The 21,312-nt window shown below is 74.0% G+C and carries 17 protein-coding genes and 2 pseudogenes; 10 read left to right on the top strand and 9 right to left on the bottom strand.

Annotation, left to right across the window (positions count from 1 at the left end):
* Positions 1-25: 25 nt before the first annotated feature.
* Positions 26-1,384: pseudogene (locus tag OG875_RS14650) on the bottom strand (albusnodin/ikarugamycin family macrolactam cyclase); the annotation flags it as partial.
* Positions 1,385-1,866: 482 nt separating this feature from the next.
* Here OG875_RS14650 and OG875_RS14645 point away from each other — a divergent pair.
* Positions 1,867-2,334, top strand: a complete 468-nt coding sequence (locus tag OG875_RS14645) for a hypothetical protein (protein WP_330174672.1) — start codon at positions 1,867-1,869, stop codon at positions 2,332-2,334.
* 19 nt (positions 2,335-2,353) lie between these two features.
* On the opposite strand, the gene OG875_RS14640 is transcribed toward OG875_RS14645, so the two are convergent.
* Positions 2,354-3,331 (bottom strand): ABC transporter substrate-binding protein, encoded by a 978-nt coding sequence (locus OG875_RS14640; protein WP_330174671.1) that lies wholly within the window; start codon positions 3,329-3,331, stop codon positions 2,354-2,356.
* Between the two features lie 364 nt (positions 3,332-3,695).
* On the opposite strand from OG875_RS14640, the gene OG875_RS14635 reads away from it, so the two are divergent.
* Positions 3,696-4,400, top strand: a complete 705-nt coding sequence (locus OG875_RS14635; RefSeq protein ID WP_330174670.1) for a GOLPH3/VPS74 family protein — start codon at positions 3,696-3,698, stop codon at positions 4,398-4,400.
* Positions 4,401-4,512: 112 nt separating this feature from the next.
* On the opposite strand, the gene OG875_RS14630 is transcribed toward OG875_RS14635, so the two are convergent.
* Positions 4,513-5,946, bottom strand: coding sequence for a hypothetical protein (locus OG875_RS14630; RefSeq protein WP_443079114.1), 1,434 nt, complete (start codon positions 5,944-5,946; stop codon positions 4,513-4,515).
* A 113-nt stretch (positions 5,947-6,059) separates the two neighbouring features.
* Here OG875_RS14630 and OG875_RS14625 point away from each other — a divergent pair, with 113 nt between their 5' ends.
* Complete coding sequence (locus OG875_RS14625; protein ID WP_330174669.1) at positions 6,060-7,412, top strand: molybdopterin-dependent oxidoreductase; 1,353 nt, start codon at positions 6,060-6,062, stop codon at positions 7,410-7,412.
* 334 nt (positions 7,413-7,746) lie between these two features.
* On the opposite strand, the gene OG875_RS14620 is transcribed toward OG875_RS14625, so the two are convergent.
* Genes OG875_RS14620 through OG875_RS14610 form a run of 3 tightly spaced genes read right to left on the bottom strand, consistent with a single transcriptional unit; the run spans position 7,747 to position 10,111 of the window.
* A complete protein-coding gene (locus OG875_RS14620; protein WP_330174668.1) occupies positions 7,747-8,601 on the bottom strand; it encodes a methyltransferase domain-containing protein in 855 nt (284 codons plus the stop codon).
* Entirely contained in the window at positions 8,598-9,269 is a 672-nt protein-coding gene (locus OG875_RS14615) for a TIGR04282 family arsenosugar biosynthesis glycosyltransferase (RefSeq protein ID WP_330174667.1), read from the bottom strand. Before OG875_RS14615 ends, OG875_RS14620 begins: the two co-directional genes overlap by 4 nt.
* Positions 9,266-10,111, bottom strand: a complete 846-nt coding sequence (locus tag OG875_RS14610) for a glycosyltransferase family 2 protein (RefSeq protein WP_330174666.1) — start codon at positions 10,109-10,111, stop codon at positions 9,266-9,268. The genes OG875_RS14615 and OG875_RS14610 overlap by 4 nt, the downstream gene beginning before the upstream one ends.
* A 281-nt stretch (positions 10,112-10,392) precedes the next feature.
* Between OG875_RS14610 and OG875_RS14605 the strand changes: the two are divergent.
* From OG875_RS14605 to OG875_RS14595, 3 genes and pseudogenes are all read left to right on the top strand, one after another.
* Positions 10,393-11,077: pseudogene (locus OG875_RS14605) on the top strand (response regulator); the annotation flags it as partial.
* Between the two features lie 721 nt (positions 11,078-11,798).
* Positions 11,799-12,908 (top strand): sensor histidine kinase, encoded by a 1,110-nt coding sequence (locus OG875_RS14600; RefSeq protein ID WP_330174665.1) that lies wholly within the window; start codon positions 11,799-11,801, stop codon positions 12,906-12,908.
* A 53-nt stretch (positions 12,909-12,961) separates the two neighbouring features.
* Positions 12,962-13,822, top strand: coding sequence for an isocitrate lyase/PEP mutase family protein (locus OG875_RS14595; protein WP_330174664.1), 861 nt, complete (start codon positions 12,962-12,964; stop codon positions 13,820-13,822).
* A 78-nt stretch (positions 13,823-13,900) separates the two neighbouring features.
* Here OG875_RS14595 and OG875_RS14590 read toward each other — a convergent pair whose 3' ends face one another.
* Positions 13,901-14,965 carry an NAD-dependent epimerase/dehydratase family protein gene (locus OG875_RS14590; protein ID WP_330174663.1) on the bottom strand — a complete coding sequence of 355 codons (1,065 nt, stop codon included), beginning with the start codon at positions 14,963-14,965 and terminating at the stop codon, positions 13,901-13,903.
* Positions 14,966-15,131: 166 nt separating this feature from the next.
* Between OG875_RS14590 and OG875_RS14585 the strand changes: the two genes are divergently transcribed.
* Entirely contained in the window at positions 15,132-15,473 is a 342-nt protein-coding gene (locus OG875_RS14585; RefSeq protein WP_330174662.1) for a DUF5713 family protein, read from the top strand.
* A 67-nt stretch (positions 15,474-15,540) separates the two neighbouring features.
* Here the strand turns inward: OG875_RS14585 and OG875_RS14580 are convergent, their stop codons facing one another.
* Complete coding sequence (locus OG875_RS14580; protein WP_330174661.1) at positions 15,541-16,797, bottom strand: CAP domain-containing protein; 1,257 nt, start codon at positions 16,795-16,797, stop codon at positions 15,541-15,543.
* A 309-nt stretch (positions 16,798-17,106) separates the two neighbouring features.
* Here OG875_RS14580 and OG875_RS14575 point away from each other — a divergent pair, with 309 nt between their 5' ends.
* The 3 genes from OG875_RS14575 (at position 17,107) to OG875_RS14565 (ending at position 20,362) form a co-directional block, all read left to right on the top strand.
* Positions 17,107-17,802 carry a class I SAM-dependent methyltransferase gene (locus OG875_RS14575; protein ID WP_330177743.1) on the top strand — a complete coding sequence of 232 codons (696 nt, stop codon included), beginning with the start codon at positions 17,107-17,109 and terminating at the stop codon, positions 17,800-17,802.
* A 110-nt stretch (positions 17,803-17,912) separates the two neighbouring features.
* Complete coding sequence (locus tag OG875_RS14570; RefSeq protein WP_330174660.1) at positions 17,913-19,082, top strand: pyridoxal-phosphate dependent enzyme; 1,170 nt, start codon at positions 17,913-17,915, stop codon at positions 19,080-19,082.
* Positions 19,079-20,362: an ATP-grasp domain-containing protein gene (locus OG875_RS14565; protein WP_330174659.1), complete on the top strand. Its 1,284-nt coding sequence runs from the start codon at positions 19,079-19,081 to the stop codon at positions 20,360-20,362. The genes OG875_RS14570 and OG875_RS14565 overlap by 4 nt, the downstream gene beginning before the upstream one ends.
* Before the next feature lie 128 nt (positions 20,363-20,490).
* On the opposite strand, the gene OG875_RS14560 is transcribed toward OG875_RS14565, so the two are convergent.
* On the bottom strand, positions 20,491-21,159 hold the full coding sequence (locus OG875_RS14560; RefSeq protein WP_330177742.1) for a sigma-70 family RNA polymerase sigma factor: 669 nt from the start codon (positions 21,157-21,159) through the stop codon (positions 20,491-20,493).
* Positions 21,160-21,312: the final 153 nt, after the last annotated feature.

Genomic DNA, 21,312 nt, shown 5'->3' with positions numbered 1-21,312 from the left:
GCGCCAGTTCGAGAGTCGCGAGCGGCATGGGGATGCCTGCGGCGGCTTCAGTCAATTGGCTCCGCAGAAGGCGGGGTTCGACAAGTCCGAGATCCGCGAGACGGCCTTCGGCGAGGCTCATGAGCTCGGGAAGGTTGGCACGCATTCCCGCGAAGTGGTCGGCGTTGAAGCTTCCTTTGGTGGTGCGGCCCGCCACCTGCGACGGCAGCAGGTCCTTCATCGCGCGAGCCAGAACCGGTTTGTAGGCGTGGACGGGGGGTTGCGCGTCGAGTGGAGTGCTCAGGACGGCATGGACGACGTTCGCGTCCAGGAAGGGATTGTGCAGACTGACGTCGTGAGCGGCGGCGAGTTCCACGTCAGCTGCCGCTGTGCGGGCGATCTCGCGGATTTCGTCCACGAGGACGCGTGCGGACACGGTGATGCCCGGAAGCTGGTCGGGTACGGCTGCGGCTTCGGCGAGTGCGTCGGCCAGGAACCGTGCCCCGGTGGGTGTGGCCCAGCTGGGCAGCGGTATCGGAGTGAACCACCGGATGTCACGGGAGCCGCCGGGATCGAACCGAAAGCCGTCACGGCTGACCTTGCCGACGGGGTTGGCGGTCTCGAAGTCGCGGGCGAGGGCGGTGAGGCTGTCACAACGGCTGGTACGGGCAAGCACACGGGCGTCGCGAAGGAGTGGGAAGAGAGGACGGTGCCGGAGACGGGCCCACCCCAGGGCTTCGGCGAAGGCGCGTGTGAGCCGCCGTTGTCCGACGAGGTCGGCCAGTTGAGCGGGCGGGCGGAACAGGACACTGTCGCCACCGTCGCCCGTGAGATGGGTTCGGCTGTTCAACTGTTCCCTCATCCAGTCCAGTTGGCCTCGGAGCCGGGCGTGCGTCAGCGTGCAGGGGGCGGGTTCGTCCGTGGGCGGCACCGTCTCGATCGCGGTGTAGGGGAGATGCTCGACGCCGAGTGGGAGCAGATGGTGGGCGATACGTAGCGGGTGCGCGTCCCCTACCAGTCGCGCATGACGCAGATCCCCACCGTTCAGGTCGCCTTGAGGGTGGACCGTCACGGCGTTCAGCGGTCGGGGTGAGGTCCGCGCGGCAGAGGCCAGAACGGTCACCGCGCTGGAATCCAACCCGCCGGACAGATCGCAGGTCAGGTCGGCATCGAGAGCGACGCGCAGGGAAACAGCCGCCGTCAGGGCGCCCCGAAGCCGGCGGTGCGGTACACCGGATGCGGGTTCGGGCCGCCAGACGGTGGTGACGTGCGGGTCCCCGCCGTCGGCGGGCAACTCGGTCGTGGTGCCCGGCGTCAACTGCCGAACTCCGGTGAAGAACGAACGCGTTCCCGCTGCCGGGACCGACGGCGCGAAGATGCCGCATGCCGTCCGGCGGACATCCACCGACGCGTCGGTGAGCGAGGCTAAGGCGCGCGCCGAGGTCGACCACGCCCAAGCCCACCGCCGCCCGCCTGATCGACCGGTACCGCCGGGCGCGAGCCCTCTTCAACGCGGGGGCACACAAGGATCTGCTCCAAGCGCTCCCGGATCTTCTCGCCACCGCCCACGCCTGTGCGGAACGGCGCGAAGCGGAACAGCGGGAACCGGACGGTTACGCGCGCGTCGCGGCCTGCTACGACCTGGCCACCGAGGCGCTGTCCAAGATCGGTCGGCATTCCGCGAGCCGGCTGACCGCCGACCGGTCGAACACCTTCTCCGGCCTCTCCGGGTCCCCGCTCGCCGCAGCGGCTTCTGCCCGTGCGTTCAGCATCGTCCTGCGCCACGAGGGCCGGTCCGCGACGGCGCGGCGGATCACTCTGCACGCGGCGGCGCGAGTCGAGGCCACCGGGCTGACCACGGAAGCCCAGGCCGCGACGTACGCCCAGATGCTCTGCACGGTCGCCTACGCCGCCGCCCGCGCCGACGACCGCGACCTGGCCCTGGAGGCGATCCGGGACGCCGAGCGGGCCGCGTCCCTGTTGCCGGAGCCGGGCGGCGGCCCCCGGTCGACGTTCCGCGTCACACCGGCATCCGTGGCTCTCTACAAGGTCGGTGTGCTGTGGGCACTCGGCGACTCCGGCGCGGCGGTCCACGCGGGCGCCGGTATCCGGCCCGGCCAACTCCCCACTGCCGAGCGCCGTGGACGCCTGCACACCGACATGGCCAGAGCCTGGTGGCAGTGGGGGAAACCTGAAGAGGCGGCGCTCGCACTTCTCGCCGCCCACCGCGAGGCGCCCTCGGAGGTCTGCGACAGGGCCGGTATCCGGGCCATTGTCGGCAGCCTCGCCGAGCGGCACTCCCGGACCGCCGGGGTGCGTGAACTGACCCAGCTCGTCGGGGCGGTTGACGGATGAGGCGAGGTCGGGTGAGCGGTCAGCCCGTCGTCCCGCCGTAGGTCTGGTCGATCTCGTCCAGTACCTTGCCCGCGCCCGTGTAGCCGATGCCCAGCATCCAGAGGTTGTCGTCGACCTTGAACGTCTGGTTCCGCTTCGCCGCGGTCAGGTTCTTCCAGAGGGGGCCGCCGAGGACGGTGGTCTCCTTGGCCTTCTTCGCGTCGCCGTACGTCGAGTAGAAGATGACGTCCGCGTCGGCCTGGTCGATCTTCTCCGGGCTGACGTCCAGGGAGAAGCCGGTCTTGTCCTGGTTGGCCGGGCGGCCCACGCCGAGGTCGGAGAGGATCGAGCCGACGAACGTGTCGTTGAGGTAGAGGCGGGTGTCGGCGCCCTCCACGAAGCGGACGAAGCCGAACGTGGTCTCCTTCACCGCCGCCGGGCCGCCGAGGGCCGTCGTCAGGGACGTCACGCGGGTGTCGTACGCGGCGGCGATCGTCTTCGCCTCGGCCGCCCTGCCGAGCGCGGCGGCGTGGAGGGTGAAGTTCGCGCGCCAGTTGGGGCCCGTGGTCTCGGTGAAGACCGTCGGGGCGATCGCGGAGAGCGGCCGGTAGTTCTTCTCGTCGCGGACCTTGCTGCTCAGGATCAGGTCCGGTTCGAGGGCGGCGATCGCTTCGAGGTTCGGCTCGGCGATCAGGCCCACCGGCTTGATGTCCTTGAGCGTGTCCGGCGGGAGGTACGTGGAGAACGGCGCGCCCGCGACGGACGTCGTCGCGCCGACCGGGGTGATGCCCAGGGTGATCGCCGAGTCCAGCGCGTCCGTGTCGAGGACGACGACCCGCTTCGGGTCGTCCTTGACGGTCACCTCGCCCATGGCCGTCCGTACGGTGTGCGTCGCGCCCGAACCCGCCTTGTCGGAGGGCTTGTCGCTGTCACCGCCGCCGCACGCGGTGAGCGAGAGGGCGGCGAGCGCGGTCGCGGCGGCGGTCGCGCCGGCGCGGCGGGTGTGACGTGTGGACACGGTGGCACTCCCTCACGGCCGCCCGGGGTCGGTCCGGACGTAACTCGGACGACCCGAAGTTTAGCGGGGAGTAGTCGCCAACGCCCGTTCGTCGCGGGCCGGTCACCGGACCCGGACCCGGTGCCGGCGAGAGTGCCGCCCGCCTCGACGGACCGGTCGAGTATCGCGAACGATGTCCTTCCGCCCACGCCGCCGCCGAACGGCGGAGCGCACCGGCCAGGGGACATACCGCTCTCGGGAGCCATTCGTGTGCTGACGGCGTCCTTGGGGAAGACGTGCGATGACCCCCCACGGTCCGACGACCCCACGGTCCGACGACCTCCACCGTCCGATGACCCCCACAGTCCGAGGAGAGACGAGCGCCATGAACTTCGCCGCGAGTACGCCGGAGAACGGACCCACCACCGGGACCACCCTGGGCGAGCAGCTGCTCCTGCTGGCCCTGGACGACGAGTCCGGTGCCGAGAAGGAGTCGGCGAACGTCGCCTACGCCATCGCCGCCGCGTCCCTGGTGGAGCTGGTGCTGGCGGGCCGGGTCGTGGTCGAAGGCGACCGGGTCACCGTCCGCGACGCCGCGCCGCTGGGCGATCCCACGCTCGACGCGGCGCTGGCCGACATCGCCGGCTGGAACAAGCCCCGGCCGCGCGCCACGAAGGAGTGGGTCGAGCACCTGAAGCGCGGCGCGGTGGCCGGGACGACCCGGAACCTTGTGGCGAAGGGCCTGGTCCGGGAGGAGAAGAAGAAAGTCCTCGGCCTCTTCCCCGTCACCCGCTACCCGGAGGCCGACGGCACGGCGGAGGCCGAGCTGCGGCGTGTCCTGGACGAGGTCGTGATGCGCGGGGCGACGCCCGACGAGCGCATGGCGAGCCTGGTGGCGCTGCTGCACGGGGCGAAGCTGCACGGACTGCTGTACGCCAAGCCGGAGCTGGCGACCGCCAAGACCAACATGGAGCGCATCGCGCACAGTCAGTGGGCGGCGCCCGCCGTGCAGCAGGCGATCAAGGCGGCCGAGGACGCGCTGACGGCGATCATCGCGGTGACGGTGGTGACGACGGTCGTCGCCAACTGAGCCTGTTCCGGGACAGGGCTTGGGCACGGTTCGGGGACGGGGGCTTGGGCACGGTTCGGGGAGGGCCCCGGTCGACCGGGGCGGCTCGGTGCCACGCGCAGCTGATGGGACGTCACCAGCCGGTGAAGACAAGGTGGTTGATCAGCAGCGCGACGACCGCCTGACCGGTCAGCCACCCCCGCCGCCGGCCGGGAAGCAGGGCGGTGGCGGGGAGCAGCCACAGCATGAACGGGAGCCAGATGCGTTCCGTCTCCGCCTTGCTCATCCCGGACAGGTCGGCGACGAGGATCGCGAGCAGTGCCGCCAGGACGAGCACGGCGAGGCCCTGCCGGGCCGTGGGCGAGGTCCGGTCCCGTACGGCGCGGGGCGCGAGCGCCAGGACCCGGCCGAGACCGGCGACCGTGGCGAGGCCGACGGCCAGGGTCGTGGCGGCGAGATTCCCCCAGATCCAGTAGGCGTACGGGCGCACCCCGCCCGCGCCCTGGTAGTAGCGCACGACCAGCTCCTCGTAGCCCTCCCACCAGTTGAACCCCGCGAGCGTGAACGCCACCGGCACCACCAGGGCCCCCGCCAGCACCGCGGGCAGCGGGCGCGCGGTGCGGGCCACGAGCAGGACGCCGAGCCCGGGGAGCGCCATGAGCGTCAGGCCGTACGAGAGGTAGCAGGTGAACCCGTACAGCAGCCCGGCGCCGAGCGCGGCGGTCACGGGGAATCGGATCGTGCGTGTCGCGGCGAGCGCCAGCAGGGCGAGCGACCAGGCGGTGACGCCCGCGAAGTAGCCGTCGGCGGAGGTGCCCATCCAGACGGCGGCCGGGGCGAGTGCCAGGAACGGCGCGGCGCGGCGCGCGGTGTGCTCGTCGGTGAGGGCGCGGACGGTGACGAGTACGGCCGCCACCGCCGAGCCGCCGACCACGACGCACCACGCCCCGGCCCAGGAGCCGCCGCCGAGGCCGATCCGGTCCAGCCAGACGAAGCTGAGGGTGGCGCCGGGCGGGTGGCCCGCGACATGGGCGGGCCAGTTGCCGGGCGGGCCGATCACGATGTGCTCGGTGAAGCCGCGCAGGGTGGTGCCGATGTCGGCGAACCGGTCGATGACGGTCAGGTACTCGTTCTTGGTGGTGAGGCGGCGCGCCACGCCCCAGTGCCAGCCGTCGACCAGCGCCAGCGAGAACGTCCACGCCAGCGCGGCGGCCCAGGTGGTGAACAGCAGCGCGCGCCACGGCAGCCGGGCGGCGAGGCCGGGCCCGTACGCGACGATCAGGACGGCCACGGCGAGCGCGGCGGGGGTGCCGGGGCCGACACGGGGGTCCCAAGTGCCCAGCAGCGGGGGCCAGTTGACCTGGAGGCTGCCGTCCGCGTGCTGGATCGCCCGGCCCACGAGCACGGCGGCGGTGACGAGCGCGACACCGGCGGCGGCGGCGATCAGGTCCCGCCGGCGGGCGAGCCCCCGGGGTCTTTCGGAGCGGTTGCGAGGCTGGTCGCCGGGGCGTTCGGGGGCATGGAGGGCCGCCTTCACGGGCTGGTGTCCTCGTTCATCCGTCGTCACTCCGGCACCGTACGCAGCGTGCGGCGGGTTCCGGTGGCACGGCGGGACCGCGTCACCATTTCGTCAGAAGTCGTACCCCCTCCCGGGCGGGTGCGCGGGTTTACGGTCGCGGAATGGATCACCCATCGCTGCTCTCGAAGACACCACCACTGCCGACGGATCCCGGTTTCTGGCGCAGTCCGGTGCGTGGCGTCCGGTTCACCGCCGTGCTCGGTCTCGTCCTGCTGGTCGGGCTGACGCTCGTCTCCGTGACGGGCCTGATCTCGTACGCGGCGTACAACCCCGATCTCGCGGCCGTCAACAACAAGACGCCGGACCGGGGCTGGCTGGGCTTCTACCTCTTCGACTGGCCGACGGACCCGTACTGGCTCTACCGGCTCACCCAGGGGTTCCACGTCACCGTCGGTATCGCGCTGATCCCGGTGGTGCTGGCGAAGCTGTGGTCGGTGATCCCCAGGCTGTTCGCCCTGCCGCCGGTCAGATCGCTCGCGCACGCGCTGGAGCGGATCTCGTTGCTGCTGCTGGTGGGCGGGGTGCTGTTCGAGCTGGTCACGGGGGTGCTCAACGTCCAGTTGGACTATCTGTTCCCCGGGTCCTTCTATCCGCTGCACTTCTACGGGGCGTGGGTGTTCCTCGCGGGGTTCGTGGCGCATGTGGCGCTGAAGACACCGAAGGCGCTGCGGGCGATCCGGGGCGGTGAGCTTCGCACGAAGGAGGGGGAGGGGGCCGCCGGGGTGGCCGGGGCGCACCGTGCGCCGGACGGAGGCAGCGGGGGCAGCGGCGTCGGCGCGGGCGCGGACAGCGGGGGAGAGGGCGACGAGCTGGCGTCGCCGAGGCCCGCCGCCGCGACCGTCTCGCGGCGCGGCGCCTTCGCGGTCGTCGGCGCCGGCTCGCTGTTCCTGCTGCTCACGACGGTGGGCCGGAGCTTCGACGGGCCGCTGCGCCGTACCGCGCTGCTCGCCCCGCACGGCTGGGAGGACCCGGGCGGCGGCCCGAACGGCTTCCAGATCAACAAGACGGCGGCGTCCGTCGGGGTGCGCGCGGCCGACACCACGGACGGGTGGCGGCTGACGGTCAGCGGCCCCGCCGGGGACGTCCGGCTCTCGCGCGCCCAGCTGCTCGCCCTGCCCCAGCACACCGCCGACCTGCCGATCGCCTGTGTGGAGGGCTGGTCGACGTCGAACCAGTCGTGGCGCGGCGTACGGCTGCGGGACCTCGCCGCACTCGCCGGATACCCGGACGACCCGCCGGGGGTGTTCGTGGAGTCCCTCCAGCTCAGGGGGAGTTTCCGGACGGGCGCGCTGCGCGACAACCAGGTGCGTGACGGCCGTTCGCTGCTCGCGCTCCGGGTCAACGGCGAGGAGCTGTCGCTGGATCACGGATTCCCGGCGCGGATCATCGTCCCGGCCGCGCCCGGGGTGCTGAACACGAAGTGGGTCACCAAACTGACGTTCGGAGCAGTCTGATGCGTACGCGGAACCCGGCCGGACTCGCCCCCAAGTACCGCGCCCTGCTGGGCAGCCCGGTCCAGATCGTGCTGCTGCTGGGCACCCTCGCGTTCGCCGGCTACGCGGGCGTACGCCTGCTGGCGGGCGAGACCTTCCTGATCGTGGTCTGGTTCGCCGGCGCCGCGCTCGTGCACGATCTCGTGCTGCTGCCGCTCTACACGGCGGCCGACCGGGCGGTGGCCGCCGCGCTGGGGCCCCGGCGGCGGCTCGTCGGCTTCGTGCGCGTACCGGCGTTCCTGTCGCTGCTGCTCCTGCTGGTGTGGTTCCCGCTGATCACGGGGCGGGTGCGGCGTTACGAGCCGTACGCCGCCCTGCCGGACGACGGGTTCCTGGCGCGCTGGCTGCTGGTGACGGCCGCGCTGTTCGTGTGCTCGGCGCTCTGTCTGGTGACACGGGCGGCGCTGCGGACGGTGCTGCGGCGCAGGGCCACGAAGGGGCGTCCCTCCGCCTCCCACTGATCGACGGGCAGCCAGCCGAGTGCCCGCCCGTGACGGAGCAGGGCCGGGGTGCCGAGGCGGGCCCACGGGAAGTGCGGGAACCCGCCGGGCGGCGGCGGGTGGCGGCCGTCGTCCACGCGGACGCGGACCCGTTCGTCGACGTCCACGGGCGCGGTCTCGACGATGATCAGCCCGCCGTGGGCCAGCAGTCCGCCGGCCCGGCGGAGCAGCCCGGCGGGGTCGCCGCCGATGCCGATGTTGCCGTCGATGAGCAGGACGGTGCCCCAACGCCCCTCGCCGGGAAGGGGATCGAAGACGGAACGGCGCAGGGCGGTGCCGCCGAGGCGCGTCGTACGCTCGACGGCCGCCGCGCTGACGTCGACGCCGAGCGCGCGGCGGCCCCGGGCCGCGAGGGCGGCGACGAGCCGGCCGGGGCCGCAGCCGATGTCCAGGACGGCGCCCTCGCAGCGGCGCAGGGCGGAGAGGTCGGCGGCGTCGGCGCGGGCGCACCAGCGTTCGACGTCCAGGGGCAGCAGCCAGCCGTCCGTACGGCGCAGGAACAGCGGGCCCCGGCCGGTGCGGAGGGCGTCGGCGTACGGGTCGTCGCTCCAGGCGGCGGCCTCCGCCGTACCGGTGCTCGCGGTCGCGCCCGTGCCCGCGGTCGTGCCCGTGCCCGTCGTACCCGCGCTCGCGGTCGTGTCGGTGGTCACCGGGCGCCCACCGGGGTCAGGCGGCGGTGGGTGGCGGCGAACAGCCCGTCCGGAGCGAGCGCCGCGACGTACGCGGCGTCGGCCGCCGAGTCCACGTCGCGCAGCGGCGGCAGGTCGTACACGCCGAGCCCGGCGTCCACGAGACGGCGGCGCTGGACGGCACCTGTCCCGGGTACGGACATGGGCACCCCGCGAATCAGGTCCGGCGGGGCCGACTCGGGCGCGGCGAGGCCGAGCGCCCAGAAACCGCCGTCGTCGGCGGGCCCGAACCAGGCGTCGGGGCGCGGGTGCCCGGCCGGGGCGGGCGCGAGGGCGGGGGCGAGCAGGTCCGGGGTGAGCTGCGGGGTGTCCATGCCGACGAGGAGCGTCGGCCCCGCACACGACTCGAAGGCGGCGGCGATCCGCTCGTCCAGCCCGCCCGCGCACTGCGGCAGCACCTCGATGCCGGGCGGCAGCCAGCGCCCCGGGCGGCCTTCGAGGACGAGGACGCGGCGGCGGGCGGGGAGGGCCAGGACGGTCCGCAGGGTGTCGGCGAGCGCGGCCTCGGCGAGGAGCGCGGCCTCGGTGGGGCTGAAGGGCGGCGTGAGGCGGGTCTTGACCCGGCCGGGGACGGGTTCCTTGGCGATGACGAGGACGGTGGTGGCGCCGGGGCTGCCGGGCGGGGTCACTTGGCGGCCTCCACGGGGGTGTCCGGCCGGGCGTCGGCGGGCCGGGCGGGCGGTACGGGTGCGTGTGCCGTGGCCGATGCCGCCGGGGCCGGGGCCGGGGCCGGGGCCGCCGGGGCCGCCTGGGTCGGGGCGGGCGAGGCCGGTGGGGTCGGCGGTCGGACCAGGACCGCGCGCATGTCGCGTACGGCGTGCCAGGTGCCCCGCCAGGTGCCGGTGACCTTGGACTTTCCCGTACGCGGCCGGTACGGCACATCCGTCTCGGTCACCGTCAGTCCGGCGTCGGCCGCCCGCACCACCATCTCCAGCGGATAGCCGCTGCGCCGGTCGGTCAGGCCGAGCGCCAGCAGGTCCGCGCGGCGGGCGGCGCGCAGCGGGCCGAGGTCGTGGAGGCGGACACCGGTGCGGCGGCGCAGCATGCGGGAGAGCGCGAGGTTCCCGGCGCGGGCGTGTGCGGGCCAGGCTCCGCGCCCCTCCGGGCGACGGCGGCCGAGCATCAAGTCGGTTTGTCCGAGCGCGACTTGGCGGACGAAATCGGGAAGCAGCCCGGGGTCGAGGGAGGCGTCGCAGTCACAGAAGCACACGTACTCGGCGTCCGACGCGAGGAGGCCCGCGTGGCAGGCGGCACCGAAACCGCGCCGGGGTTCCTGCACAACTGTCGCGCCGAACGAGCGTGCGACGTCGGCCGATCCGTCCGTGGAGCCGTTGTCGACGACGATCGCGCGCCAGCCGAGGGGGATGCGGTCCAGCACCCAGGGCAGTGCGGCTGCCTCGTCCAGGCAGGGCAGTACGACATCGGCGGTGAGGTCAGCGAAGTGGGTCACGGCGCTCACCCTACGGACCATAAAGCCGCATACCGGACTTCTGGACCTTACGAAACACGGACGTCCGGCCGGTCCGGGACGGCGCCACGCCCTTCGGCGGTCCGGAGTGCGAGGCTGGACGCATGCGGAACGACGCCCTCGACGCCCCTGACGGACCCGGTGAATTCGGTGACTCCGGTCAATCACCTGAACTGCGCGAACCCGGTGCAGGCGATGCACGGGGTGCAGGCGGAGCGCGCGACGCACGGGGTGCGCGGGGTGCGGCCGACGGGCTCGGCGCGCCGGGGCAAGCGCCGGCCCATGTGCTCGTCGTGGACGACGACCCGACCGTGGCCGAGGTCGTCGCCGGCTATCTGGACCGGGCCGGTCACGACGTCGAGCGCGCCCCCGACGGCCCGTCGGCGCTCGCCCAATTCGCCCGTCGGCGGCCGGACTTGGTGGTCCTGGACTTGATGCTGCCCGGTATGGACGGGTTCGAGGTCTGCCGCCGGATGCGCCGGCTGGGCGGCGGCCCGGTGCCGGTGATCATGCTGACGGCGCGCGGGGACGAGGAGGACCGGGTACTGGGCCTGGAGACGGGCGCGGACGACTACGTCACGAAGCCCTTCAGCCCACGGGAGTTGGTGCTGCGCGTGGGGTCGGTGCTGCGCCGGGCGCGGGCGACGGTGCCCGCCCCCGGGACGTCACCGGCGGGCGACGTACTGCGGACGGCGGGGCTCACCCTGGACCCGGCGGCCCGCCGCGCCACCCGCGAGGGCGCCGAACTGGCGCTCACCCTGCGGGAGTTCGACCTGCTGGCGTTCTTCCTGCGGCACCCGGCTCGGGCGTTCTCGCGGGAGGAGCTGATGCGCGAGGTCTGGGGCTGGGACTTCGGCGACCTGTCGACGGTCACCGTGCATGTCCGCCGCCTCCGCGCCAAGGTCGAACACGACCCGGCCAGCCCTCGGTTGATCCAGACGGTGTGGGGGGTGGGATACCGCTTCGCGAGCACGGAGCAGCCGCCCACCGCCGAGGGCTCACCGCACACCGCCGAGTGGCCGCCCCCGTCCGGGCGGTCCGCCCCCGGCTCCGGGCGCGGCGGGGACGAGGCCGTCGCCACCAATTCCGCCGAACCGGCCGTGCCCGGAGCCGGGTTCGGCGCGTTGCGGGAGCTCGGCCCGGCCGGTGAGTCGGGTGAGTCCGGCAGGTTCGGCGGGGCCGGGGCCGTGGGCGGCGGGCCCGTATCGTCTGCGGAGGCCGGGGCGGCACCCGCCGCCGGTACGGCCGAACCGGCTGTGCCCGGAGCCGGGTTCGGCGCGTTGCGGGAGCTCGGCCCGGCCGGTGAGTCGGGTGAGTCCGGCAGGTTCGGCGGGGCCGGGGCCGTGGGCGGCGGGCCCGTATCGTCTGCGGAGGCCGGGGCGGCACCCGCCGCCGGTACGGCCGAACCGGCTGTGCCCGGAGCCGGGTTCGGCGCGTTGCGGGAGCTCGGCTCGGCCGGTGAGTCGGGTGAGTCCGGCGGGTTCGGCGGGGCCGGGGCTGTGGGCGGCGGGCCCGTATCGTCGGCGGGGGCGGGGGCGGCACCCGCCGACGACGCTCCGGCGAGCAGGTCGGCCGGATCCGCGCACCCCCTGCCGCCGCCTTCCCCGTCGCGCCGCCCGTCCCCACGCCAGGACGACGGCTCCGCCCCCGCCCCATTCCCCACCCACCCCACGACACCCGGCGGCCGACCGTGAACGACACGCTCCTCATCGCTCTCATCGCGTTCCTCGGCGCCGCCGCCGCGGGGCTCCTCGGGGCCCTCGCCCTGCGCCTGTTCCGGCACCGGTCGCTCGTCGTGTCCGTCACTGTCGTGGCCGCGGTCGGGGTCACCGCCATGTTCGCCGGGACGCTCGCCGTCGCCTGGGCGATGTTCCTGTCGCCGCACGATCTCACCGTCGTCACCACGGTCGTCGCCATGGCCGCCGTCGTCTCCCTCCTCACGGCCGTTCTCCTCGGACGGTGGATGGTCGCCCGCAGCCGCGAACTGACCCTCGCCGCAAGGTCGTTCGGCGACGGCGGCGTGTTCGCCGCGCCCGCCGCCCCCGCGACCGCCGAACTTGAGGCGCTCACACGCGAGTTGGCGGCCACCAGTGCCAAACTCGACAGCTCGCGCGCACGGGAGCGCGCCCTGGAGACCTCCCGGCGCGAACTCGTCGCGTGGATCTCCCACGACCTCCGCACCCCGCTCGCCGGGCTCCGCGCCATGTCGGAGGCGCTGGAGGACGGCATGGCCGTCGACTCCCCGCGCTACCTCCGGCAGATCCGCACCGAGGTCGAGCGGATGAACGGCATGGTCGGCGATCTCTTCGAACTCTCCCGTATCCACGCGGGATCGCTCATCCTGAGCCCCACCCGCGTCTCCGTGTACGACCTGGTCGGCGACGCCCTGGCCGGTGCCGACCCGCTGGCGCGCGAACGGGGTGTCCGGCTCGTGGGGGACCGTATCGACGCCGTACCCGTCGAGGTCGACAGCAAGGAGATGAGCCGTGTACTCGGCAATCTGCTGGTCAACGCCATCCGCCGGACCCCGGCCGACGGAACGGTCGCCGTCGCCGCACGTCACGCCGAGGGCGGGGTCGTGCTGTCGGTGACCGACGGTTGCGGCGGCATCCCGGAGGATGACCTGCCGCGTGTGTTCGACACGGGCTGGCGCGGCAGCGACGCCCGTACGCCCCCGGCCGGGGCGGGCCTCGGACTGGCGATCGTGCGCGGCATCGTCGAGGCCCACGAGGGGCGTGCGGCGGTCCGTAACGTCACGGGCGGCTGCTGCTTCGAGGTGACGCTCCCCGCCGTGGCGTGAGCGCGGGCGCGCCGGGGCGGCGGGGTGCCGTGCCCGCTCCGTACGGTTCGTCCATGACGCCTCCCACGCCGCCGACGCCCCGGACGGCCTCCACGCCCCCGACCCCGTCCCCCTCCCCGCTCCCCGACTTCCGTGAACTGCACCACCAGAAGCTGCCGTTGGTGCTGCCCAACGCCTGGGACATCGCCTCGGCCCTCGCCTTCGCCGGGGCCGGGTTCGCGGCGGTCGGCACCACCAGCTTCGGCGTCGCCTCCGGACTCGGCCGCCCGGACGGCGGACGGTCGACGCGCGAGGCGAGCCTCGCCCTGGCCCGCGCGCTGGCCCCGCTGCCGGTCCATGTGAGCGTGGACATCGAGGACGGGTACGCGGACGACCCGGACGAGGTCGCCGCGTACGTCGCCGCCCTCACGGCCGAAGGTGTCGTCGGCGTCAACATCGAGGACAGCACCGCCGAGACGCTGATCGACCCCGCCGCGCACGCCGCGAAGGTCGCGGCGGTGAAGCGGCGCTGCCCGGAGGTGTTCGTCAACGCGCGCGCCGACACGTACTGGCTCGGCCAGGACGCCACCGTGCGCGCGACGCTGGAACGCGCCGCGCGCTACGTCGAGGCGGGCGCGGACGGCGTGTTCGTGCCCGGCGCCACCGACCCCGCCGTGCTGCGCGAACTGACCTCGGCCGTTCCCGTCCCCCTCAACGTCCTCGCGATCCCGGGCCGGTCGCCCGCCGAACTGGCCGAGTGGGGCGTACGCCGCGTGAGTACGGGCTCCCTGCCCTACCGCGCCGCGCTCCACGCGGCGGTCGCGGTCGCGGAGGCCGTACGCGGCGGCGGTGACGTACCGGCGGCGACGCCGTACCCGGATCTTCAGGCGAGGCCGGCCGACCACGCGTCGCGCTCCGGGCACCCGCGCGGGTAGGCCCGGTCCGGTGGCCGGCCGGCGTGCGACGCGACGCTACGGCATCCGCGTACGCGGGGCCCGTTCGGGCGCCCGCGGTCAGTGCCCCGGCTCACGCAGCGGGGCCGTCGCGAACTCCGCCATGCCCTCGGCGAACCCGACCTCCGGCTTCCACCCCAACTCGTCGCGCAGCGCCCGCGAGTCGGCCGTCACATGGCGTACGTCGCCGAGGCGGTACTCACCGGTCACGACGGGCGCGGGCCCGCCGTGCGCCGCCGCGAGCGCGCCCGCCATCTCGCCGATGGTGTGCGGGTCGCCGCTGCCGGTGTTGTACGCGGTGAATCCGGGCGTCCTCGTCGCGGCGAGGACGCCGAGCGCGGCCACATTGGCGGCGGCGACGTCCCGTACATGCACGAAGTCCCGCCGCTGGCGCCCGTCCTCGTACACCCGGGGCGCCTCGCCGCGTGCGAGCGCGGACCGGAAGAAGGAGGCGACCCCCGCGTACGGGGTGTCGCGGGGCATCCCCGGCCCGTACACGTTGTGGTACCGCAGCGACACGGCCCGCCCGCCCGTGGCCCGCGCCCATGACGCGGCCAGGTGCTCCTGGGTGAGCTTTGTCGCCGCGTACACGTTCCGGGGATCGGCCGGCGCGTCCTCCGCCACCAGGCCGGGCGTCAACTCCGCACCGCAGACCGGGCAGTGGGGCTCGAACCGGCCCGCCTCCAGATCGGCGACCGCGCGCGGGCCCGGCCGGACCGTACCGTGGCGCGGACAGTCGTAGCGCCCCTCGCCGTACACGACCATCGACCCGGCGAGCACCAGCGGACCCACCCGCGCCTCGGCCATGGCGGCGAGCAGCACGGCCGTGCCGAGGTCGTTGCACCCCACGTACGCGGGGGCGTCGGCGAAGTCCTTGCCGAGGCCGACCATGGCGGCCTGGTGGCAGACGGCGTCGACGCCCCGGAGCGCCCGGTCGACGGCGTCCCGGTCCCGTACGTCCCCGACGACCAGCCGCTCGCCGTCGCGCACCGGCCGGGGCGGGGCGCCGCCGTGCGCGGAGGGCAGCATCGCGTCGAACACGACCACGTCGTGTCCGCGCGAGACGAGAGCGGCCGCGACCTGCGACCCGATGAACCCGGCTCCGCCGGTGACAAGTACACGCATGCCCGCCACGCTAGGCCGACGATCACCACACGTCCGGTACCGGCGACGGCATGTCACGGGACCGTAAGACCCGTGACGCCGTGGGGCGGCGACGCGTGCCCGGCCCGTTGTCAGACCCGTGGTGCATGATCGGCACATCGGCTCTTCGAGGGGGATGAGGATCGCCATGCCGGTGACGAATCAGCAGGTGACGGGCCACGCGTTTCTGCGGGGGCTCTACCCGGACACGTATTTCCCGGACCCTCTTCTCGACAAGGGCCGGGAGATCCTGCTGCGGCTGTGCGCACGCGTCGAGGCGGCACGCCCCCAGGACCTGACGGCGCTGTACGTGCTCACGAACGCGGCGACGGAGGAGTTCAACCGTCTCCAGGAGGAGTTCTGGGCGGCGGGGAGCGAGATCGAGACGATGGCGCGCGACGAGATAGCCGGGGACTTCCACTTCATCGCGACGGCGTACGGCTTCCCGGACGCGGACCTGGAGGAAGCACTCGCCGAACGCGACTGGTGACACGGCGGAGTCCGCAGGCGTGGACAGGCGGGCCGAGTTCGGCGTTTGCGCGTGGTCGCGTCCCGTTCTAGCCCGACCCGCCGAAGAGCTGGGTCCAGTACAGGGCGAGTTCGCCGCCGTCGCGCAGGCCGACGCCGAGGTGGGTGAAGCCGGGGGTGAGGATGTTGGCGCGGTGGCCGGGGCTGTTCATCCAGCCCTGGACCACCTCGGCCGCCGAGCGCTGGCCGCAGGCGATGTTCTCGCCGACGGCGCGGTGCCCGCTGCCCGCCGACCGCGCGCGGTCCCAGGGCTGTCGGCCCTCCGGGGACGTGTGGGAGTAGAAGCCGCGCGTGACCATGGCGTCGCTGTGGGACTGGGCGGCCGTGGTCAGGTGCGGGTCGGGGGACAGGGGGCGCAGGCCGGCCGCCCGGCGTTCGGCGTTGGTGCGGGCGAGGACCTCGGCGGTGACCGCCGTCAGGCCGTCCGGGGTCAGGGGGCGGGTCCAGACAGCCGTCCAGAAGATGTCGCCGCCGGGGGCCGGGGCGTGGGCGAGGCCGACGCGGGTGAGGGCGGGGTCGCGCACGGTGGCGGCCGTACGGGGGTCGCCCAGGCAGTAGGTGAGGAAGTCCGCCTCGGTACGGGGGCCGGAGACCAGGTGCTCGGCGACGGTCAGATAGCGGTGGCCCCGGTCCGTGATCCGCTGGTACAGCGAGGTGCCCGGTGCCGGGCCGAGGCTGCCCCGGGCGGCCATCCCCGCGCAGTGGGCCTCGGCGGCGGCCGTGAGCGCGGGGTCCGGGGTGACGGGCGGGGCGCCTGAGCGGGCGCGTTCGGCGTTGACGAGGGCGGTGAAGGGGTCGTCGTCCTCGGTGACGGCGATGCCGAAGTCCCGTGCGATCCCGGCCAGTCCGTCCGCGTACCCCTGGCCCAGGGCCCGGAGTTTCCAGCCGCCGCCCCGGCGGTAGACCTCCGCGAGCAGCAGGACGGTCTCGTGCGTCGGGCGCGGCGGGGTGAACCGCGCCAGGGAGCGGCCCGCGCTTCCCGTCACGGACAGCGCGGGCACCGGCAGCCGGCCGAGCGGTACCGCCGGGTCGGCGGGGCTCACCACCACCGTGACCCGGCTCGCGCCGGCCCGCAGCCGGCCCATGTCCAGGGTGACCGTGTCTCCCCGGAGGGTCGCGCCCGGCGCCGACGGCTGGTTGTAGAAGACGAAGTCGCCGTCCCCGGAGACCTGTCCGCCGTCGCCGGTGATCAGGACGGACAGGTCGAAGGGGCCCGGCACCCGGAGGGCGAGCGGGCCGGCGGCGTCCGGCAGGGTCAGGTTCCCGCCCGGGACCAGATCGAGCACCGCGCCTCCTTCCGTTCCGGTCGCGCGACGCGGGCACCGAGTGCCGAGCGCCCCGTGCCCTGCCCCGCGCCCCCGTCGTGCGTTCGCGTGTTCGTGCGTTCGTGCGTTCGTGCGTTCGTGCGTTCGTGGGGAGAACGCATGGCGCGCGCGGCTCGGTTCCCCGCCAATTGGCGTGTTCCGGGAACTCGGGCCCGGCACGTCGCGACAACTCATCAGGACGCACACGTACCCCACCAACACCGGAGGCCGACCGTGGCGAGCGACACCTGGTACGACGACGACAGTCTGTGGGTCGACTTCGCCCCCGCCATGTTCTCCGGTGCCCGCGCCGAGACCGTCGCCGAACTCGTCGGCACCGCCTCCCTGTTGGACTTCCCGCCCGGCTCCCGGATTCTCGATCTCTGCTGCGGCCCCGGCCTCTTCCTCGTCCCCCTCGCCGCGCGCGGCCACCGGGTCACCGGCGTCGACCTCAGCCCCGCCATGCTGGAGCGCGCCGGGACCGCGTGCCGGGAGGCGGGCGCGGCGGACGTCGAACTCGTACGCGCGGACATGCTCACCTACGTCGCCCCCGACTCCTACGACGTGATCCTCAACGTCTTCACCTCCTTCGGCTACTTCGAGAACCCGGACGACAACCTCCAGGTCCTGCGCAACGCGTGGCGCAGCCTGGCACCGGGCGGCCGGCTGCTGGTCGATGTCATGGGCAAGGAGGTCCTCGCGGGCTGGATCGGCCGTCCACAGGCTGTGGACCTGCCGGACGGTTCGTACGTCGTGCAGCGCGACACCGTCCTCGACAGCTGGCGCCGGCTGCGCACCGACTGGACGCTCGTACGCGGATCGACCGCCCGCACCGCGTCCATCAGGTCGTTCCTCTACAGCGCCGCCGAACTGCACGACCTGTTCCTGGCCGCCGGGTTCGCCGACGTCGAGTGCTTCGGGGACTTCGACGGCGGCCCCTACGACCAGACCTCGCGCCGGCTGATCGTCCGGGGTGTGCGGAAGTGACCTCCCCGTACGGCCTTTGGGGACGCGGCCCACCACGCCCCCCGGCACCCGCCGCCGGCCCGTCCGATGCCCGTACGTCACGCTCCACCGCCCTGGAGGACCCGTACGCCATGCCCCAGCTCAGCCCCACCACCCCCCGCGTCCCCCGCCTCTCGGTCCCCGTGCACGACCACATCACGGACGCCGTCAAGGCCCCCGCCTTCCTGCGCCTCTCCGAGAACGTCGTCCTCGCCCGCTTCGAGACGATGAAGGTGTACGCGGCGCTCGGCGCCGTACGTGAACTGCTCGAACGCGGCCGGATCGTGCCCGGCCAGACCCTCGTGGACAGCTCCAGCGGTATCTACGCCCTCGCACTGGCGATGGCCTGCCACCGCTACGGGCTGCGCTGCCACATCGTGGCGTCGACCACCGTGGACGCCACGATGCGCGCCCAGTTGGAGGTCCTCGGCGCGACCGTCGACCAGATGCCGCCGTCCCGGAGCCTGCGCCTCGACCAGGAGCGGCGGGTGCTGCACGTACGCCAACTCCTCGACTCACGGCCGGACTTCCACTGGATGCGGCAGTACCACGACGGGGTGCACCACGCCGGTTACCGCGAACTGGCCGCCCTCGCGAGCGCCGCGCTGCCCGGTGCTGACCTGACCGTCGTCGGCACCGTCGGGACGGGCGCGTCGACCGGCGGGCTGACCCGCGCGCTCCGCGAGGAGCGCCGGGACGAGGGGCGCACCGTACGGCTGGTGGGCATCCAGCCCTTCGGCAGCGTCACGTTCGGCAGCGAGGGGTTCAGCGATCCGGAGGCGATCATCGCGGGCATCGGCAGTTCGATCCCGTTCGGGAACGTGCGCCACGAGCTGTACGACACCGTGCACTGGCTCGACTTCCGGCACGCCATGGCCGGTTCGGTCGCGCTGCTGCGGCAGCACGCGGTGTTCGCGGGGCTGTCCACCGGCGCCGCGCATCTCGTCGCGGCCTGGGAGGCGGCGCGCGATCCGCACCGCACGCATCTGGTGCTCGGCGCGGACACCGGACACCGTTACGCCGAGCGGGTGTTCGCCCGGCACGCCGAGGCGTCCGACCCGGGCACGCTGCGGCCGGAACGCATCGACGACCTCGCCGAACTGCGCCCGCCCTGGGCCGTGATGGAGTGGGCCGGCCGACCCGCCCCGCCGAACGCCGCAGTGCCGCCCGACACCGTCGTCCCGCCCGACGCCGTCCTTCCGTCGGGCACGGTGGCGGCGCCGGATGCCGTCGTCGCCGCCGAGAGCGAGGCCACCCGATGACCATCGCCGCCCTGGAAGCACTCTCCTTCGGTCTCGCGCGTACGGCCGAGGCCGCCCGCGCCGCCGGGCACCGCCTCGTCCTGCTGACCGGCGACCGGAGCGTCTACCGCCACGAACTGGCCACGGCCGGCTCCGCCGACGCTTCCCCCGACGGACCCGCCGGCGGACTGGAGGTCGTGGACGTCGACACCTTCGACCCCGCCGCCGTCCGCGGCGCCCTCGCGCGGCTGCCCGACCTCGCCGGGCTGATCAACTCCACCGACACCTGGAGCCTGCCCGCGGCCGAACTCGCACAGGAACTCGGGTTGCCGGGTCCCGATCCGGAGGCCGTAAGACTTCTCCGTGACAAGGCGCGGGTACGGGACACGCTGCACCGGGCCGGGTTGAGCGCCGGGACGTCGGTCGTGGTCGAACCCCGTTCGGACAGTGCGCAGTTGATACGCGAGGCCGTCGGGCTGCCCGCCGTGCTGAAGGTGTCCGCCGGGACCTCGTCGCGCGACGTGTGGATCGTGCCCGACGAACCGGCTCTGGACCTCGCGCTCGCCGAGGCCGCCGAGCGCGCGCAGGCGCCCGGCGGGCTGAACGGCCGGCTGTTCGCCGAACCCTTCCTCGCCGGTCCCCTCTACAGCGCGGAGACCCTGAGCTGGGAGGGGCGTACACGGCTGCTGGGCGTACTGAGCCGGCAGACCTCGCGCCGGCCCGCCGTGCGCGAGGAGGCCGCCGCCTTCCCTGTGGCGCTCCCCGACGGTCGACTGGCGGCGATCGAGCGGTGGGTGGGCGACGTGCTCGCGGCGGCCGGGCACGACCAGGGCTTCGCGCACGTCGAGTTCGTCCTCACCCGGCGCGGCCCGGAACTGGTCGAGATCAACCGCCGTATCGGCGGCGCCCTCGTCGCCGAGGCGATGTGCCGGACGCTGGACGTCAACGTGTACGAGGCCCTGGTCGACGTCACGCTCGGCCGTCGCCCCGCCCTTCTGGACGCGCCGCTGCGACCGGTGGGTCCGGCCGTCGCGTTCGTGCTCGTGTACGCGGACGAGCCCGGTGTCCTGGAACGGTGGGACGGCCTCGACGGGCTCGACGCCTTTCCCGGCGAGGTGAGTTGGTACCCGGTGCGGGCGCCGGGCGACGCCGTGCCGCACGTGCACGACCAGCGCGGCTGCACCGGCATGGTCCTCGCCGAGGCGGAGACGGCCGAGCTGGCGCAGCACCGGGCGTGGAGCGCGGCGACGACGGTGCGTCCGGTGATGAAGACCGCCGACGGGGCCGACGGGCGGGGATGAGGGGCGGGAGTGAGGGAGCGGGGACGAGGGGCGGCCAGGCCCGGTGGGAACGGGCACGCGCGGGCGGCGAGTTGACCGGTTGAACCGGGTCTCACCGCCCGCGCCGGGCCGCCCTCACGGGTGGGACGTCACACGGCGAGTGCCACGGCGGTGACCGGCGCCGTCTCCTCCGTTGTCCCGCCGCCCGCGCCGCCCCGGTCCGAGCACTCGGCCGCGCCTTCGCCCCCGTCCGGTTTCCACACCGCCGCGAGATCGCGCCGGGCCCGTGCGACCCGGGACCGTATCGTGCCCACCGGGCAGCCCAGTGTGTCGGCGGCCTCCATGTAGGAGAGCCCGAGCAGCCGGGTCAGTACGAACGCCTGCCGCCGGCCCGGGTCCATCGCGGTCAGCGCGTCGGCGAGTGCCACCGACTCCTCGAAGCCGGGCAGATGGCGCGGCTGGGCCCGGTCCGCGGCGGTCACCCAGTCCGCGGTGTCGGCGATCCGGGGCCGTACCGCCGCGCGCCGGTAGCGGTCCACGACCACCCGGCGCGCGATGGCCAGCAGCCAGACGCGCGCGCAGGAACGCCCCGCGAACCGCGCGAGACTCGCCAGTGCCCGCAGATAGGTCTCCTGCGTGAGGTCGTCGGCGCCGCGCATGTCGGCGCTGAGGTGGGCGACGAAGCGGCGTACGTCGTCGTACGTGGCCCGCACGAAGAGTTCGGCCGCCCGCCGGTCGCCGAGACCGGCGGCCAGGGCCCATGCGGTGATCTCGGCGTCATCGGCGGTGCCGGCGGTGCCCAGGGGGCGTTCGGGGATGCGTCGTTCGGAGGTGGGCCGTTCGGGGATGTGGCGTACGGAGGTCGGATGTATGTGGGTGGGAGCCAGGGGGCTGGGGGGTATGCGTGTGGGCACGGGTGTGTGCGGCGCGGCAGTTGTCACGAGAAGTCCTTCGCGTCCGGGCGTCGTGGC

It is taken from the genome of Streptomyces sp. NBC_01498, assembly GCF_036327775.1.
Taxonomy (GTDB): Bacteria; Actinomycetota; Actinomycetes; order Streptomycetales; family Streptomycetaceae; genus Streptomyces.
This window is presented reverse-complemented; position numbering and strand designations above follow the sequence as displayed.

Bases quoted from the DNA above. Each gene is read 5' to 3' on its own strand.
- OG875_RS14645 (WP_330174672.1), top strand. From the start codon at position 1,867: ATGCTCTGCACGGTCGCCTACGCCGCCGCCCGCGCCGACGACCGCGAC.
- OG875_RS14610 (WP_330174666.1), bottom strand. From the start codon at position 10,111: ATGGTCCGTAGGGTGAGCGCCGTGACCCACTTCGCTGACCTCACCGCC.
- OG875_RS14575 (WP_330177743.1), top strand. From the start codon at position 17,107: ATGTTCTCCGGTGCCCGCGCCGAGACCGTCGCCGAACTCGTCGGCACC.
- OG875_RS14570 (WP_330174660.1), top strand. From the start codon at position 17,913: ATGCCCCAGCTCAGCCCCACCACCCCCCGCGTCCCCCGCCTCTCGGTC.
- OG875_RS14585 (WP_330174662.1), top strand. From the start codon at position 15,132: ATGCCGGTGACGAATCAGCAGGTGACGGGCCACGCGTTTCTGCGGGGG.
- OG875_RS14625 (WP_330174669.1), top strand. From the start codon at position 6,060: ATGGATCACCCATCGCTGCTCTCGAAGACACCACCACTGCCGACGGAT.
- OG875_RS14595 (WP_330174664.1), top strand. From the start codon at position 12,962: ATGACGCCTCCCACGCCGCCGACGCCCCGGACGGCCTCCACGCCCCCG.
- OG875_RS14565 (WP_330174659.1), top strand. From the start codon at position 19,079: ATGACCATCGCCGCCCTGGAAGCACTCTCCTTCGGTCTCGCGCGTACG.
- OG875_RS14635 (WP_330174670.1), top strand. From the start codon at position 3,696: ATGAACTTCGCCGCGAGTACGCCGGAGAACGGACCCACCACCGGGACC.
- OG875_RS14590 (WP_330174663.1), bottom strand. From the start codon at position 14,965: ATGCGTGTACTTGTCACCGGCGGAGCCGGGTTCATCGGGTCGCAGGTC.